Source organism: Brevundimonas sp. PAMC22021, assembly GCF_019443405.1.
In the GTDB taxonomy this organism is placed as follows: domain Bacteria; phylum Pseudomonadota; class Alphaproteobacteria; order Caulobacterales; family Caulobacteraceae; genus Brevundimonas.
The window spans coordinates 2,751,557-2,764,348 of record NZ_CP080376.1; the positions used below are offsets into that span (position 1 = coordinate 2,751,557).

Here is a 12,792-nt window from a genome sequence, read left to right on the forward strand (position 1 = left end):
AACGGAGCCTACGCCGCGCCGGGCCGGATGGGCAATCCGTCCAGACACACTTCGCGGCCCTGCTCGGCGCTGATGCGCGCAGTCTCCAGCACCGCCATCACCGCGACCGCCTCATCCGGCGGCACGGGGTTGGGCGCCCCTTCCAGCAAGGCGGCGGCTATGCCGTCGTAGTAGCGGCGGTAGTCGCCTGGAACGCCTGGCGCCGGCTCGCGCGCTCCAGTCGCGCCGTCGATGATCTCGCCCGGTTGAGGATCGACGCCCCAGCCGGCGCCGCCGGCCCCGCCGGTCGCCTTCAGCTGTTCCTCTTGCGGGTCGAGACCGTGGCTCAAAAAGGCCGCCCTCGTCCCCTGCACAAGGAAGCGCGGATCGGGCTCGGCGCTCAGCATGTCGGCGTGCAGGATCACGCGCCTGTCCGGGTAGCGCAGGACGACGTGGGCGTAATCGCAGGCCTTGCCGCCATCGCGCAGGATCGTGAGATCGGCGCTGACGCCCACCGGCATGCCGAACAGCACCAGCGCCTGGTCGATCAGGTGCGGACCGAGGTCGTACCAGACGCCCGCGCCAGGCACGTCCGCCTCGCGCCAGCGGTCTCGGACTTCCGGCCTGTAGCGGTTGAACCGGCTCTCCAGTCGCACGATCCGGCCCAGCCGGTCCGCCTCGACCAATGATTGCAAAGTCAGGAAGTCGGCGTCCCAGCGACGATTGTGGAACACCGACAGGAGCCTTCCCCGCGCTTCGGTCATGCCCACCAGTTCGACGGCCTCGGCCAGCGTCAAGGTGAAGGGCTTGTCCACGACCACGGCGCGGCCGGTCTCGAGCGCCTGGCGCGCCAACGGCGCGTGCTCGGCGTTGGGCGCGGCGACGACCACCAGCGCGATGTTCGGATCGGTCAGGGCGGCGGCGAGGTCGGGGACGACCTTGGCGTCCGGCAGGCGCGCGTGCACCGCTTCGGGGCGGCTCGACACCACCGTGTGCAGCCGCAGGCGCGGCGAAGCCCCGATCAGCGGCGCGTGGAACGTCCGTCCCCCATAGCCAAATCCCACCAGGGCGACGTTGAGCGGCTGCGCCTGAACCATGGCTCCGACTTAAGCGCCATTGTCGGCGCGCGCCACTCGTGACAAGCCTTTCTCCATGCCTGAGCCGCGCCGCAGCCTCAAAGCTGATCGTCCGACGCCCGAGGGCGGCTGGTTGATCTATCGCCACCCGGTCGTCGTGCGCGTCACCCACTGGATCAATGTCGCGGCGGTGGTGGTGCTGCTGATGAGCGGGCTGAACATATTGGCGGCGCATCCGCACCTGTACTGGGGCGTGCGGTCCACCTTCGCCGATCCCTGGCTCTCCTTTGGCGAAATCCCGGCGGGGGTGATGATCCCGCAGGGGCGGGACCTCGCGGCAGGGCGGTTGTGGCATTTCGCCTGTGCCTGGCTGTTCGTTCTGAACGGCCTGATCTATCTGCTCTACCTGGCGTTCACCGGCCGGCTGGCGCGGCGCATCTGGCCGACGCGGGATGACCTTGCGGGCTTCTGGCGGTCGGTCGGCGACCACGCGCGCCTGCGCTTCGATCATGGCGAGACCGCCCGGCGCTACAATGTGCTGCAGAAGATCAGCTACGCCGCGATGATCCTGGTCGTGCTGCCGATGATGCTGGTGACCGGCCTGTCGATGTCGCCCGGTTTCAACGCCATCGGCGGGGTGTTGCTGGAGCTGATGGGCGGACGCCAGTCGGCGAGGACGCTGCACTTCCTGTCGGCCGGCCTGATCGTGGCCTTCATCGTGGTGCATGTGGGACTGGTGATCTGGACCGGCGTCTTCAACAACATGCGCGCGATGACGACGGGCTGGTTCGCCATCCGACCGTCGAATGGGGACGAACGGCGATGAACCGGCGGCGCTGGCTGAGCGGTGCGGCGGCGGCGGCGCTGGGGGCGGTGCTGGCGGGGTGCGACCGGATCGCGGCTTCACCCACGGTGCAGCAGGCTTTGCGGATGGCCGAGGGTCTGACGCTGCGGGCTCAGCGCCTGATCGTGCCGCGAGACGCCCTGGCGCCGACCTACAGCCGTGCGGAGATCTCGCCTGACTTCCGACCCAACGGCTCGATCGATCCGGCCGCGTCCGACTATGTCCGGCTGCGAGACGGCGGCTTTGCCGACTATCGGCTTGAGATCGGCGGCCTGGTCGAGCGAACCTTGTCGCTGTCGCTCGGCGAACTGCGCGCGCGACCCGGCCAGAGCCAGATCACCAAGCACGACTGCGTGGAGGGCTGGACCTCGATCGCCGAATGGACAGGCGTGCGCCTGTCGGCGCTGCTGGACGAGGCGGGTCTGCGGCCCGAGGCCCGCTTCATCGTCTTCCACTGCTTCGACGCGCTGGATCAGACCGAGAACGGCGTCAGGTATTATGAGTCGATCGACCTGATAGACGCACGTCATCCGCAGACGATCCTGGCCTATGCGATGAACGGTCGGGTGCTTCCGGTCGCGCATGGCGCGCCCTTGCGGCTGAGGGTGGAGCGGCAACTCGGCTACAAGCACGCCAAATACATTCGCCGGATCGAGGCGGTGGAAAGCTTCGACGCGATCGGCGGCGGACGCGGCGGCTATTGGGAGGATCTGGGCTACGCCTGGTACGCCGGCATCTGAGCGCGGACCTTGCGGGAACTATCGGCGTTCATTGAAGTTCTGGTGCCGGAACAACGAGGATATCCATGCAAAAGCTCATCGCCGGCGCCGTCTGCGCCGCCGCCCTGATCGCCGCCGGCGCCGCAAGCGCGCAGTCCGCGCCTCAGGCCTATCGCTACAACTGGACGCCGGCCGGAACGCTGACGCCCGCGCCCTCGCCGATGGACTTCCTGATGCTGGCCGGCGGCGGCGACCAGTATGAAATTCAGTCGAGCCAGGCGGTGCTGGAGACGACCCAGAACCCCGAGCTTCGTCGCTTCGCCCAGATGATGATCGATCATCACACCAAGACCAGCGCCGACGCCATGGCCGCCGCCCGCCGCGACGGCGTGACGCCTCCGCCGGCGATGCCGGCCCAGCACCAGGCCGCGATGATCAATGCGCTGAAGATGTTCCAGGGCGTCGAGCGCGACCGCCTGTATCTGACGCAGCAGCAGATGGCGCACAAGGAAGCCTTGGGCGTGCACAAGACCTATTCGGAAGCCGGCACGTCGCCTGCGCTGAAGGCGGCAGCCACGGCCACCGTGCCGATCGTCCAGCGCCACCTGGCCGAGGTCGAGCGGATGATCGCCGCCGCTCGCTGATCACGCGCTGCGAATCCAAAAGAAAAGGCCCGGCGTCGCCGCCGGGCCTTTTTGCTGTCGGTATTGCTGTGATCAGCCGGCGACCAGGCTCATGTCGCGCCGGGCCATCATGCGATCGAACTCGGTCCACACGCCCTCGGCGCCATGCCAGCTCCCTTGCGTCGCGGCCTTGGAGTATTCGGTCGCGCGCGCTTCAAAGAAGTTGGCGTGCTCGACGCCGCTCAGCAGCGCCTGCAGCCACGGCAGCGGGTTCTCGGTCACGCCGTAGACCTCTGGCAGCTTCAGCTGGCGCAGGCGCCAGTCGGCGATGAAGCGGATGTACTGTTTGATGTCGTGGGGCGTCATGCCGTCGACCGAGCCCATCTCGAAGGCCAGGTCGATGAACTTGTCCTCCATGTTCACCACCGTCTTGCAGCAATCAACGATGTCGTCGGCGACGGTCTTGGTGACGGCGCCGGTTTCCTTGTTGAAGGCGTGGTACAGCTTGATGATGCCCTCGCAGTGCAGGCTCTCGTCGCGCACCGACCAGCTGACGATCTGGCCCATGCCCTTCATCTTGTTCTGGCGCGGGAAGTTCATCAGCATGGCGAACGACGCGAACAGCTGAACACCTTCCGAGAAGCCGCCGAACATGGCCAGGGTCCGGCAGATGTCAGCGTCCGAGTCGACCCCGAACTGGCCCATGTAGTCATGCTTGTCCCGCATGGCCTCGTATTCCATGAAGGCGCCGAACTCGCTCTCGGGCATGCCGATGGTCTCGAGCAGCAGGGCGTAGGCCGCGATATGGATGGTCTCCATATTGCCGAAGGCGGCCAGCATCATCTTCACCTCGGTCGGTTTGAAGACCCGGCCGTAGCGCTCCATGTAGTTGTCCTGAACCTCGATGTCCGCCTGGGTGAAGAAGCGAAAGATCTGGGTCAGCAGGTTGCGCTCGCCGTCGTTCAGGGTCGAGGCCCAGTCCTTGACGTCCTCGCCGAGCGGCACCTCCTCGGGCATCCAGTGGACCTGCTGCTGCTTCTTCCACATGTCGAACGCCCACGGATAGCGGAACGGCTTGTAGGCGAGCGACGGGGTCAGCAGGCCGGCGGCTTGCGCGCCTTCTGGGCGGATGATCGGGCTGTGAGCGTTCATCGAAAAGAGGCCTGGCGGATTCGGAAAGGACCTCTTCACCATGCGGCCCCAAGCGCCCGGCGCCAAGGGCTGTTTCGCAGATGTTGCGATCAACTTTCGTGGATAGCACCAAATCTGGTGTCCCCTAGTCATTTAGGTGGGGATGAGCCTGTTGATGATTCCGGCTGTACGGCGACGCTTCGATGCGGAGGCGCGCCTCTCGATGCGGAACCGCGCCGCTTTCGCCGCCGTTTGCCTACCCTGACCAAATCAGGGGCCCGCGACATGTCCGAAGTCATTCTCGAACCGACCTTCGAGCCGCCGCCCGAAGCGCTGGCCTTTTACGAAGAGAGCCTGCGGCTACTGAAGGAATCGGGCGTGCCGTTTCTGCTGTCGGGCACCTATGCGGTGACCGCCTACACCGGCATCCGGCGGCCGACCAAGGATCTGGACGTCTTCTGCAAGCCCGGGGACTATCCCCGCATTCTGGCCTTCTTCCAGGCCAAGGGCTATCGCACCGACGTCGAGGACGAGCGCTGGATCGCCAAGGTCTGGAAGGACGACAAGCACTTCTTTGACGTCATCTTCGCCATGTCCAACGGCACCATCGCGGTGTCGGACGCCTGGTTCGGCGGCGACCTCATCAAGGTCTACGGCCATGAGGTGAAGATCACCCCGCCGACCGCCCTGATCCTGTCCAAGGTCTTCATCCAGGACCGCTACCGGTACGACGGCGCCGACGTGAACCACGTCATTCTGAAACAGTCCGAGGCCATCGACTGGAAGAGCCTGCTGGACCAGATGGACCTGTACTGGGAGGTGCTGATGTCGCACCTGCTGAACTTCCGCTTCGCCTATCCGACGGAGCGCGACCGCGTGCCGCGCTGGCTGATGGAGGAGCTCAGCGAGCGGTTGGAGGCGCAGATCGATCTGCCGGCGCCGCGTGTGAAGGTGTGCCGCGGCCGCCTGTTCAGCCCGCGCGACTATGTGGCCGACATCTCAGAATGGGGCTTCGGCGACGTGGTCGGCAAGGGCCTGGAGGAGCGCCATGATCCCGTCCACTGATCCCGTGAGCCTGTCGGACGCCGCCAACGACCCGCCCGCGACCGACCCTCAGACGCCCCAGCCCGGCATGGACCAGGGTCCGGCGCGCAAGCTGCGCGTGGCCGCCGTGGGCGACCTGCATGTCGGAGAAACGTCCGAGCGCCCGTACCGCGACCTGTTCGAACGGGTGGGCGACGACGCGGACGTGCTGTGCCTGTGCGGGGACTTGGTCAACTACGGCAAGACGCGCGAGGTCGAGATTCTGCTGGAGGACCTCAAGGCCTGCCGCATCCCCATGGTGGGCGTCTTGGGCAACCACGAGCACGAGTGCGGCCAGCCCGACCATGTGTTCAAGATGCTGTGCGACGCCGGGGTCAAGATGCTGGGCGAAGGCCGGGCCTATGAGATCGAGGGGGTGGGCTTCGCCGGCGGCAAGGGGTTCGTCGGCGGCTTCGGCCGCTACATGCTGAGCCCGTTCGGCGAGCAGTCGATCAAGACCTTCGTGGGCGAGGCGGTCGAGGACGCCAACGCCATCGACACTTCGATCCGCACCCTGCGCACCGAACGCTCGGTGGTGCTGCTGCATTATGCGCCGGTGGTGGAGACGGTGATGGGCGAGCCGCCGGAGATCCACGCCTTTCTGGGCTCCTCGCGCCTGGCCGAGACCATCGACCGCTACGACAACGTCAAGCTGGTGGTCCACGGCCACGCCCACCGCGGCGCGCACGAGGGACGGACCAACAAGGGGGTGCCGGTCTACAACGTCGCCCTGCCGGTGCTCCGGACCCTGGGCGAGACTCCCTACCGCGTGTTCGAGATCTAGCCGGCGAAGAGGATCCATAGGCCGGTGGCGGCGAAGCCGGCCGCCGCCGCGAGGCGGATCCACTTCAGCGGCAGGCGCCGGGCCGCCGTCTCGCCCAGCAGCACGGCCGGGCCGTTGACCAGCATCATGCCCAGGGTCGATCCCGCGACCACGGCCGGCAGGTCCTCGAACCGCGCGGCCAGCATGGCGGTGGCGACCTGGGTCTTGTCGCCCATCTCGATCAGGAAAAAGGCCGAGGCGGTGGTCCAGAAGATGGCCCAGAAGCCGCGCTGGACGTCCGCCGACTGTTCTTCAAGCGTGTCGGGGATCAGCGCCCAGCCGGCGAAGCCCAGAAAGGCGACCCCGACGATCCACCGCATCCACTCGCCCTGGATGAACTGGGCCAGCACCGTGCCGGCCAGCGCCGCGAACGCGTGGTTCAGCAGCGTCGCCGCGAGGATGCCCAGGATGATGGGCGCGGGCCGCCGCCAGGTCGCCGCCATGACGATCGACAGCAACATGGTCTTGTCCCCGATCTCCGCGATGGAGACCAGGCCGGTCGAGATCAGAAAGGCCTCCAAAAGCCGTTCTCGTTTGCGCGGGGATCCTCGGCGGACGGACCTGTGGCGTTCGCAGCCGGGCCCCGCGTGGATGCACCCTGCGAAAGCCAACGGTCTTGCCGTGCCGGAGGGGGCGCTGGGCTCCTCCGGCGTCTTGCGCCATTCCCTCCGGGCGAAGGGAAAGTGTGTTGACGCGAGCCCCGCATGATCGGCGCGGGCGGCTACTCCCCGATGACGAGCGGCGCTTTACGCCCGGCGGTCGCCGGGACGCAAGCGGAAACGACTCGCAGGTCTTCAGATGGCGGCGGGGGTGGGCGCGTCCTGAAGCGGGGCGCGGCGCGCCTGCTGGAACCGCTCCACCGCATAGGCGACCAGCCACAGCGCCATGGCCCAGGCCGCGCCGACGCTCCAGCCGGCCAGGACGTCGGAGGCCCAGTGCGCGCCCAGATAGACCCGCGTCGCCCCGACCAGCAGCGCCATGATCACCGACACCACCAGGACGAAGATCTTGAACCGACGGCGCGGAAAGGCGCGCGTCAGCATGACCCCCAGCGTCAGATAGAAGACGGTGGACAGGAGCGCATGGCCCGACGGGAAGCTGGCGTTGATCGTCTCCACCGCCTGGACGATCTCGGGCGGACGCTCGCGCTCGAACACCGCCTTCAGCCCCTCCGACAGGGCGACGCCGCCGGCCAGCCCCACGATCAGCAGCATTGAGGACAGCCATTTGCGCTGAGTCAGCAGAAACACCACCGCGATGGTGGCGAACAGCCCCAAGACCGAGATGCCGCCCAGGGAGGTGATGTCCGACGCCGCCTCCTTCAGCCACCAGGGACCCCATGGCCGGGAGGGATCGTCGGCGTAGGGCCGCATCATCGTCAGGATGCGGCCGTCCAGCGCCTGACCGTCCGCCTCGGTCATGTCGTCGGCAAGCTCCACGAAGGCCATAATGCCCAGCGCGATCACCGCCATGGCGCCCAGAACGGCGAACTCGGTGCGGGCCAGACGCACGGCGCGGGTGAAAAAGGGTCTGAGGGCGGACGAAGTCATGGACTGCCGAACGGCCACGCTCGCTGCATCGTTCCTCCACGGGAAAAACGCCGCCTGTGGGCGGTCCTGTGCAAAGCGGATGAAGATCAGGGATTCCGGCGTCCGCCCGGCGCCGAATCGAGCGCGGCGCGCCCTTGGTCGGCTTGTCGAGCCCGTCCGATAAAAAAATGGATGTTGAGGGACGAGGAACCAGGTGATTTAGTCTCTCTTAAGCAAACCGGACACAACATCTGGTAGCTCAGGCACGCGATAGGGATCGATATGGCTGACGGCGAAGCACTCATGACGGCCAACTTCGCAGGTTCGGAGCCGGTCAAGACGCCGTTTCGGCCGCAGCTGGCGGCGGTGGAGGCGGGCGTGCGCATCGACCGCTCGCGCGATTCGCTGCTGACCGACTTCGGCAAGAAGACGCTGGAGGACCGCTATCTGCTGGCCGGCGAAAGCTACCAGGACATGTTCGCGCGGGTGGCCACCGCCTTCTCCGACGACGCCGGCCACGCCCAGCGCGTCTACGACTACATGAGCCGGCTGTGGTTCATGCCGGCCACGCCCGTCCTGTCCAACGGCGGCGCCGACCGCGGCCTGCCGATCTCCTGCTTTCTGAACGCGGTGGGCGACAGCCTGGGCGGCATCCAGAACGTCTGGAACGAGAACGTGGCCTTGGCCTCCAACGGCGGTGGCATCGGCACCTATTGGGGCGGCGTCCGGTCGATCGGCGAAAAGGTCAAGGGCGCGGGCAAGACCTCCGGCATCATCCCCTTCATCCGCGTGATGGACTCGCTGACGCTGGCGATCAGCCAGGGTTCGCTGCGGCGGGGCTCGGCGGCGGTCTACCTGGACGTCTTCCACCCGGAGATCGAGGAGTTCCTGGAGATCCGCAAGCCGTCGGGCGACTTCAACCGCAAGTCCCTGAACCTGCACCACGGCATCAACATCACCGACGAGTTCATGGAGGCGGTGAAGACCGGCGCGACCTTTGATCTGAAGTCGCCCAAGAGCGGCGAGGTCAGAAAGACCGTGGACGCCCGCAGCCTGTGGACCAAGATCCTCGAGATCCGGATGCAGACGGGCGAGCCCTATCTGATCTTCTCCGACACGGTGAACCGCCAGATGGCGCCGCACCAGAAGGCGCTGGGCCTCAAGGTCAAGCAGTCCAACCTGTGCGCCGAGATCATGCTGCACACGGGCAAGGACCACCTAGGCGTCGACCGGACCGCCGTCTGCTGCCTGTCGTCGGTCAACGCCGAGACGTTCCTGGAATGGCGCAAGGAGCCTCGCTTCATCGAGGACGTGATGCGCTTCCTCGACAATGTGCTGGAGGACTTCATCCAGCGCGCGCCGCCGGCCATGGCCGACGCCGTCTATTCGGCCAGGCGCGAGCGCTCGGTCGGTCTGGGGCTGATGGGCTTCCACTCCTTCCTTCAGGCGCAGGGCGTGGCGTTCGAATCCGCGATGGCCAAGTCGTGGAACATGCGGCTGTTCAAGCACCTGCGCCGCGAGGCCGACAAGGCCAGCCGCCTGCTGGCCGAGGAAAAGGGACCCTGCCTGGACGCCGCCGACCAGGGCGTGATGGAGCGGTTCAGCCACAAGCTGGCCATCGCCCCGACCGCCTCCATCTCGATCATCTGCGGCGGCACGAGCGCCGGCATCGAGCCGATCCCGGCCAACATCTATACCCACAAGACCCTGTCGGGCTCGTTCGCGGTCAAGAACCCCTATCTGGAGCGACTGCTCGAGCAGAAGGGCATCAACACCGAGGCCGTGTGGAACACCATCCTGGAGAAGGAAGGCTCGGTCCAGCACATCGACGAACTCGACGAGGACCAGAAGGGCGTGTTCAAGACCGCCTTTGAGCTGGACCAGCGCTGGCTGATCGAACTGGCCGCCGATCGCGCGCCGGAAATCTGCCAGGCCCAATCGCTGAACCTGTTCATCCCTGGCGACGTCAACAAGTGGGACCTGCACATGCTGCACTGGTCGGCGTGGGAGCGGGGCGTGAAGTCGCTCTACTATCTGCGCTCCAAGTCGGTGCAGCGCGCCGCCTTCGCCGGCGCCGAGGACAAAAAGGAAGACGAGATCGATCCGAACCAGCCGGACCTCTTCTCCATGCCCAAGACAGACTACGACGAGTGCCTCGCCTGCCAATAGGCGGCTGACGCAGGAACTCCTCGCCAAGCTTCAGCGTTCGATGCTCGAATGTGTCGCGAAGTTGGCGATTGGCTCCGGCGGCCTTGTGGTGCAGGGTGGGTCGTCGGCGACTTGAGGGGGTCGTATGCGTCTGAGGGCTTGGATCGCGGGTTGCGGGGGCGTGCTGGTCGGCGCGGCCGCCGGCCTGTCACCGGCCGAGGCTCAGACCTGGGCGCCTCACGCTTGGAACGACGCGGCTTCGGATACGATCAAGCTGGACGCCCAGGCGCCGTTCACGGCCCGCGCCGACGCCGCCTTCGGACCCGCGGTCGAGCTCGCGGCCGACTTCAAGCCCGCACAGGGCGCGGCGGCCACGGACCGGCGCGACGTGTGGCTCGAGCATGATGGCTTCACCGATCGCGTCAGCCTCAGCACCAGCGGACGCCTGCGCCGCGCCGACGGCGCCCCCTTGCCGGCGACCCTGCTGGACGAGGCCGAGCTTGATCCGACCGACTACGATGTCCGCTATGTGCGCGGCTGGTCGGGCGCGCGAACCCGCACCGCCTCCGGCCTCGAGGTCAGCCTGACGCCCCACGCCGGCTTCGGCGTCGGCAGCCGGGGCGGCTCGGCGGAGGCGGGCGCCACCCTGCGCGTGGGCTCGGGCCTGAAGAAGCTGATGCCCGACGGCGACGAGGTGTTCGGCGAACGCTCGCGCTGGTTCGTCTACGCCGCCGGCTCGGGCCGCGCGGTCGGCTACAACTTCGCCCGCACGCGCGACGGCGACTACGCCCGCTCGGGATACAGCCGCGACGAGGGCGCATTTCTGGGCGACGCCTCCATCGGCGTGGCCTATCGCCGGGGCGCGATGCAGGGCTCGCTCGGCGTCGTCTATCGCGAGATCGAGACCGAGGGCGTCAACTTCGGCCCCGACGTTGACACCGACGTGGACGAGGGCCTGATCGCCTTCCAGTTCTCGATCAAGGCCAACTGACAGGTCAGGGCGCGGTCAGGGCCACGCCCTCTCGCCGCCGGTCCGCGCCGCCGTCCCAGCGTCCATTGCGCCAGATCGCGCCGTGCAGGCCCGAGGTCTCTGACGCATTGGGCCGCAAGCTCATGCCGGCTTGGGCCAGCGCCTCCCGCGTCGCCGCGTCGAAACCGGCGGTGTCTGCCCCAATGGTCTCTGCGCGCACCACCAGGTTGGGCAGGTCGATCGCCTCCTGCATCGTCAGGCCCCAGTCCAGCACGCCGATCAGCGCCTTCAGATTATAGGCCAGGATGCTGGAGCCGCCGGGCGACCCCAGCGCGCCGACCAGCTGTCCCTCACGGTCCAGGATCAGGATCGGGCTCATCGAGGACCGGGGCCGCTTGCCCGCCGCCACCGCATTGGCCGCCGGCGCGCCATCCGCCTCCGTCGGCGAAAAGGAGAAGTCGGTCAGCTGATTGTTCAGGAAGAAGCCATGGGTCATGCGGCCGGAGCCGAACACGCTCTCGACCGTCGTTGTCATGCTGACGGCATTGCCTTCGGCGCCGACGATTACGAAGTGAGAGGTGCCGGCCGGCTCAAGCGTCCTGTCCGCACCCGCGGGCGCGCTGCCCGTCGGGCGCCCCGCATCGACCGGTCCATTGACCTGCGGGACCAGGGCGGCGCGCGCCGTGACATAGTCTTCGGCCAACAAACCGGCGAGCGGCACGCCCACGAAGTCGGCGTCGCCGATGTAGCGATCCCGGTCGGCGTACATCAGTCGCTGCAGCCGCCCGAATGCGACCCAGGCCTCGGGGCTTTGCGGCCCCCGGGTCAAATCCGGCGTCCGCTCGGCCATGGCCAGCATTTGCAGGATCGACACCCCGCTCGACGGCGGCGGCGGCGCGCAGACGACATACAGACGATAGGGCCGACACACGGCGTCGCGCTTCAGCGGTCGATATGCGGCGATGTCGGCCGCCGTCAGCGCGCCGGGGCGCGGCGCCTCCCGCGTCCTGGCGGCGATGTCGCGTGCGATCTCCCCCTGGTAGAAGGCCGAGGGTCCCTCGGCGGCGAGCCGGTCCAGCGTCGCGGCGTAGTCTGGATTGCGCAGGCGGTCGCCCGCCTGATAGCGCCCCCCGTCCGGGCGGGTGAAGTAGCGGATCACGTCCGCAGCGCCCGCTTCCGGAACCTGCGCCGAAGTCGAGGCGATCATGCCGGCCAGACGCGGGCTGACCACGAAACCGTCGCTGGCCAGCGCGCGCGCGTCGCCGAACAGGTCGCGCCACGCCAGCTTGCCGTGCTCGCCCTGCGCCATCGCCAGCATGGCCACCACGCCGGGCGCGCCGGTCGAGCGACCCGACAGCACCGCATCGCGGAAAGCCAGAGGGCGGCCATTCTCCTGAAACAGCTCCGGCGTCGCCGCGGCCGGCGCCGTCTCGCGCCCGTCGTAAGCCTCGACCGCGCCGGTCTCGGCGTCATAGACCATCATGAAGGCGCCGCCGCCCAGGCCCGACGACTGCGGCTCGACCAGCCCCAGCACCGCTTGCACGGCCACGGCTGCATCCACGGCCGATCCGCCGCGCCGCAGCACCGCCATGCCCGCCTCCGCCGCCAACGGATTGGCGGCCGCCACGAACGGTCCGCGCGCCGGTTGCTCCGCCGCCACGCTGAACGCAGCGGCGGACGAGGCGGGATGCGCCGGCGTCTGGCAGGCGGCCAGCACGATCGGCGTCAGCAGGACAGCGAGAAGGCGGCGAAACGGTCCCATGGCGAACCTTTGGGCGGACAAACGGGGGAGAGACCCGGACGTAACCCCGGCCTGGCGACGCGCCAAGCGTCAACCGCCGCCGAGCGCCAGATAATCTTCGCCCGC

At 67.7% G+C, this 12,792-nt stretch carries 12 protein-coding genes and 1 riboswitch; of the genes, 7 read left to right on the forward strand and 5 right to left on the reverse strand.

Features of this window, described 5'->3' with window-relative positions; genetic code table 11:
- Window positions 1-8: 8 nt before the first annotated feature.
- A complete protein-coding gene (locus tag KY493_RS13560) occupies window positions 9-1,076 on the reverse strand; it encodes an oxidoreductase (RefSeq protein WP_219896844.1) in 1,068 nt (355 codons plus the stop codon).
- A gap of 55 nt (window positions 1,077-1,131) precedes the next feature.
- On the opposite strand from KY493_RS13560, the gene KY493_RS13565 reads away from it, so the two are divergent.
- The 3 genes from KY493_RS13565 (at window position 1,132) to KY493_RS13575 (ending at window position 3,262) form a co-directional block, all read left to right on the forward strand.
- The gene (locus tag KY493_RS13565) at window positions 1,132-1,881 is read left to right on the forward strand and encodes a cytochrome b/b6 domain-containing protein (RefSeq protein WP_219896845.1); all 750 of its coding nucleotides are present in this window, start codon (window positions 1,132-1,134) and stop codon (window positions 1,879-1,881) included.
- Window positions 1,878-2,639 (forward strand): molybdopterin-dependent oxidoreductase, encoded by a 762-nt coding sequence (locus KY493_RS13570; protein ID WP_219896846.1) that lies wholly within the window; start codon window positions 1,878-1,880, stop codon window positions 2,637-2,639. The genes KY493_RS13565 and KY493_RS13570 overlap by 4 nt, the downstream gene beginning before the upstream one ends.
- A gap of 65 nt (window positions 2,640-2,704) precedes the next feature.
- Window positions 2,705-3,262 carry a DUF4142 domain-containing protein gene (locus KY493_RS13575; RefSeq protein ID WP_219896847.1) on the forward strand — a complete coding sequence of 186 codons (558 nt, stop codon included), beginning with the start codon at window positions 2,705-2,707 and terminating at the stop codon, window positions 3,260-3,262.
- Between the two features lie 72 nt (window positions 3,263-3,334).
- On the opposite strand, the gene KY493_RS13580 is transcribed toward KY493_RS13575, so the two are convergent.
- The gene (locus tag KY493_RS13580; protein ID WP_219896848.1) at window positions 3,335-4,393 is read right to left on the reverse strand and encodes a ribonucleotide-diphosphate reductase subunit beta; all 1,059 of its coding nucleotides are present in this window, start codon (window positions 4,391-4,393) and stop codon (window positions 3,335-3,337) included.
- A 264-nt stretch (window positions 4,394-4,657) separates the two neighbouring features.
- Between KY493_RS13580 and KY493_RS13585 the strand changes: the two genes are divergently transcribed.
- On the forward strand, window positions 4,658-5,437 hold the full coding sequence (locus KY493_RS13585; protein ID WP_219896849.1) for a nucleotidyltransferase family protein: 780 nt from the start codon (window positions 4,658-4,660) through the stop codon (window positions 5,435-5,437).
- Window positions 5,421-6,239 carry a metallophosphoesterase gene (locus tag KY493_RS13590; protein WP_219896850.1) on the forward strand — a complete coding sequence of 273 codons (819 nt, stop codon included), beginning with the start codon at window positions 5,421-5,423 and terminating at the stop codon, window positions 6,237-6,239. Before KY493_RS13585 ends, KY493_RS13590 begins: the two co-directional genes overlap by 17 nt.
- Here the strand turns inward: KY493_RS13590 and KY493_RS13595 are convergent.
- Both KY493_RS13595 and KY493_RS13600 read right to left on the reverse strand, forming a co-directional pair.
- Window positions 6,236-6,799, reverse strand: a complete 564-nt coding sequence (locus tag KY493_RS13595) for a TMEM165/GDT1 family protein (RefSeq protein ID WP_219896851.1) — start codon at window positions 6,797-6,799, stop codon at window positions 6,236-6,238. The two genes, KY493_RS13590 and KY493_RS13595, sit on opposite strands and share 4 nt — an antisense overlap.
- Before the next feature lie 102 nt (window positions 6,800-6,901).
- Window positions 6,902-7,020: riboswitch (yybP-ykoY riboswitch) on the reverse strand.
- A gap of 52 nt (window positions 7,021-7,072) precedes the next feature.
- Entirely contained in the window at window positions 7,073-7,828 is a 756-nt protein-coding gene (locus KY493_RS13600; protein WP_219896852.1) for a phosphatase PAP2 family protein, read from the reverse strand.
- A gap of 282 nt (window positions 7,829-8,110) precedes the next feature.
- On the opposite strand from KY493_RS13600, the gene KY493_RS13605 reads away from it, so the two are divergent.
- Entirely contained in the window at window positions 8,111-9,976 is a 1,866-nt protein-coding gene (locus tag KY493_RS13605; protein ID WP_255568145.1) for a ribonucleoside-diphosphate reductase subunit alpha, read from the forward strand.
- Between the two features lie 124 nt (window positions 9,977-10,100).
- The gene (locus KY493_RS13610; protein ID WP_219896854.1) at window positions 10,101-10,946 is read left to right on the forward strand and encodes a lipid A-modifier LpxR family protein; all 846 of its coding nucleotides are present in this window, start codon (window positions 10,101-10,103) and stop codon (window positions 10,944-10,946) included.
- A gap of 4 nt (window positions 10,947-10,950) precedes the next feature.
- Here the strand turns inward: KY493_RS13610 and KY493_RS13615 are convergent, their stop codons facing one another.
- Window positions 10,951-12,687 (reverse strand): gamma-glutamyltransferase family protein, encoded by a 1,737-nt coding sequence (locus KY493_RS13615; RefSeq protein ID WP_219896855.1) that lies wholly within the window; start codon window positions 12,685-12,687, stop codon window positions 10,951-10,953.
- Between the last annotated feature and the right edge of the window lie 105 nt (window positions 12,688-12,792).

Coding starts and splice junctions, on each gene's coding strand:
- KY493_RS13580 (WP_219896848.1), bottom strand. CDS start 4,393: ATGAACGCTCACAGCCCGATCATCCGCCCAGAAGGCGCGCAAGCCGCC.
- KY493_RS13610 (WP_219896854.1), top strand. CDS start 10,101: ATGCGTCTGAGGGCTTGGATCGCGGGTTGCGGGGGCGTGCTGGTCGGC.
- KY493_RS13600 (WP_219896852.1), bottom strand. CDS start 7,828: ATGACTTCGTCCGCCCTCAGACCCTTTTTCACCCGCGCCGTGCGTCTG.
- KY493_RS13565 (WP_219896845.1), top strand. CDS start 1,132: ATGCCTGAGCCGCGCCGCAGCCTCAAAGCTGATCGTCCGACGCCCGAG.
- KY493_RS13585 (WP_219896849.1), top strand. CDS start 4,658: ATGTCCGAAGTCATTCTCGAACCGACCTTCGAGCCGCCGCCCGAAGCG.
- KY493_RS13575 (WP_219896847.1), top strand. CDS start 2,705: ATGCAAAAGCTCATCGCCGGCGCCGTCTGCGCCGCCGCCCTGATCGCC.
- KY493_RS13615 (WP_219896855.1), bottom strand. CDS start 12,687: ATGGGACCGTTTCGCCGCCTTCTCGCTGTCCTGCTGACGCCGATCGTG.
- KY493_RS13605 (WP_255568145.1), top strand. CDS start 8,111: ATGACGGCCAACTTCGCAGGTTCGGAGCCGGTCAAGACGCCGTTTCGG.
- KY493_RS13560 (WP_219896844.1), bottom strand. CDS start 1,076: ATGGTTCAGGCGCAGCCGCTCAACGTCGCCCTGGTGGGATTTGGCTAT.
- KY493_RS13570 (WP_219896846.1), top strand. CDS start 1,878: ATGAACCGGCGGCGCTGGCTGAGCGGTGCGGCGGCGGCGGCGCTGGGG.
- KY493_RS13590 (WP_219896850.1), top strand. CDS start 5,421: ATGATCCCGTCCACTGATCCCGTGAGCCTGTCGGACGCCGCCAACGAC.